The sequence below is a fragment of the Blautia sp. AF32-4BH genome (genome assembly GCF_003460565.1).
In the GTDB taxonomy this organism is placed as follows: Bacteria; Bacillota; Clostridia; order Lachnospirales; family Lachnospiraceae; genus Fusicatenibacter; species Fusicatenibacter saccharivorans.
This window is the reverse complement of sequence record NZ_QTVL01000044.1, coordinates 1-1,233: the sequence shown is the minus strand read 5'-3', so window position 1 is coordinate 1,233 and position 1,233 is coordinate 1. Positions and strand designations below refer to the sequence as shown.

Here is a 1,233-nt window from a genome sequence, read left to right as displayed (position 1 = left end):
TTTTGAAGAAAGAGCGTGGTTTAATACGTTTCCCGTTGATAAAAGATAAATTCCAGTTGATATTGCACTTATTTTAGGAAATTTAATAACTGTTATATTTGATTATCAAATTCTTCGCAAACCCTTGAAAATACTAAGTTTGTAGCAAGTGAGCTTTCCCTTACTCTTTCCTTTGTGTTATATTCTCCCATTAGCTTTCATGAATCTTAATATGGGAAAAAATAAGGGAAAGAAAATTTCATAACACAGTATAACAATAACGACATGGTGAACTGATTGAAATGTTTTCGATATTTAACTCTATAACTGATTATTAAAAGAAAATAGAGATAAGATACGATGAGAACAATTTATGCATAATACAACATAAAACACGATAGTATTGATGTTTACACAAGTGTTGGATATATGCTTCGCATTGATTGCTGGGGAGCTGAAAAAGATTTAAAAACCACATATGGATCAGAATGTGCGCTTACTTCATTGGCTGTGGATGAGCCTTTAGAATATGCAAGATTATATCTCGATGGCAATTTACAGATGTGGATAGATTCAGAAGATTCACTTGAATTATAGAACAAGAATAACGGGTAGAAAACTTCTGATGCCCATTTTACAAGGGGTTCGAGTTTTTTATGTCTGCTGGCGCTATTTCTCTGCTGGAGTACTATTTTCGGGATAATGGCGAAAGGCTTTAGCGGTATAGTTAGAAGCACCGTTTCCATATTTTGTATTGGTTATGGTTTTTATATAATCGCTGGAATAATAGTCAATTGTAGAGCAAATGAAATAGACACAGGGGATTAAGGAAGAGTTGAAGGCAGATAAACAGATGGAATGGGTAGCAAATAAATACTATACAAGAGTGTGAAAAGGGAATTTTGAATAAGGAGATGATTTGGCAATAAGGTGCAGTAATCTGGTGGAAAGCAAGTCTGAAAATGGCTTGCTTTTTGCTTTACAATGTGGTTAGTTGATGTATATAATTATGATAAAGAGATAAAATTGATTTTTATATTTTGGTTCGATATTGTGATGCAGTTTTTCTATATTAAAAAATATACGAGGTTATAATGAAGAATAAAAGTTATGATTATATCTTTGGAAATGGAAAATTTAATACTTGGTTCAACATTATAGTTAGTATTATTAGTTGTTCAGCAATATCGTTTTGTTTAACGAGACTGTGAGAAAAAGTCTGTAAATAAGATTCTTCTATGATAATAAAGGGTG

Annotated in this window: 1 protein-coding gene; it reads left to right on the top strand. The window is 31.7% G+C overall.

Annotation, left to right across the window (positions count from 1 at the left end; genetic code table 11):
• Positions 1-366: 366 nt before the first annotated feature.
• Complete coding sequence (locus tag DWZ44_RS18010) at positions 367-576, top strand: DUF6061 family protein (RefSeq protein ID WP_176815408.1); 210 nt, start codon at positions 367-369, stop codon at positions 574-576.
• Positions 577-1,233 lie beyond the last annotated feature (657 nt).